This window comes from Bacillus cereus group sp. BfR-BA-01331, from assembly GCF_022663915.1.
Classification (GTDB): domain Bacteria; phylum Bacillota; class Bacilli; order Bacillales; family Bacillaceae_G; genus Bacillus_A; species Bacillus_A mycoides.
On the sequence record NZ_JAKUGJ010000130.1, the window covers coordinates 1 to 891 of the forward strand.

Here is an 891-nt window from a genome sequence, read left to right on the forward strand (position 1 = left end):
CAATTTGCCAACGCAGTGAATATAAATCATAGATTTTCTCTTTCGGTACCCATTCCGTAGGAATGTTTGTCATATATACCGTAATTCCTTGTAAAAGTTTCGTACGCTCTGTATATGTAATCCCTTTTTTCTTTTCACGAATAGCTCGATCATGTAGACGCTTCTGTTTTTGCTCCTCTGTACATCTATAAACCACAATGCGAGTGGGTAGTTTGTCTTTGCTCCCTACATATACATCATGTAATTCATACACTTGGCCAGGTTGTAATTGGTTCATGATGTCTTCCAAATGAATTTGTATATATACCGGTCTCAATTGAGCAGGTTTTGTTTTAAATACCACTGTTTCGAATTCTTTTCTATATATTTTAGTTGGTAATTTAAGACGCGATAAATAATACCCTTCCTTATCTTGGATCGATTTAAAGTCTTGTAAACGAAAATACCCTAAGTCACGAATATATAGTTCATTCTTTTGTGTCATGTCCATTCGAGTCGCCCCATATGCCTGATCACTTCGTTTTCCTGGTTCAATTTTCACATCAGAAAACTCTCCACTCAACAAGTCATACTCTAATTGAATTTTCACACCAGCTGTATGACTACAGCCTCCGGCACCAGGATAAGTAGCTGCGAATCGATCTGGAACTTGAAAGGTTGTAGAATCAAGGATGCGAATCCGCTCAAAGTAAGCAGAAAGAGAATGAGAAATTGTAGATGATCCTCCAATTTTAGCTTGTAGAAGTGAAGTAAATACATTTCGAAAGAAGGCTACAGAAGCCGAGTTAAATCGTCGATTCAGTCCCTCAGGACTTAATAAAATTCCTGTTGAAGTTTCTAATTGACTACAAAGTTGAGTAAGAGAGGTTGTAGCGATTTGTTGATTTAACC

The 891-nt window shown here is 37.1% G+C and carries 1 pseudogene; it reads right to left on the reverse strand.

The features are described 5' to 3' along the window. A pseudogene (locus MR155_RS31225) lies at positions 1-891 on the reverse strand (IS4-like element ISBce2 family transposase); the annotation flags it as partial.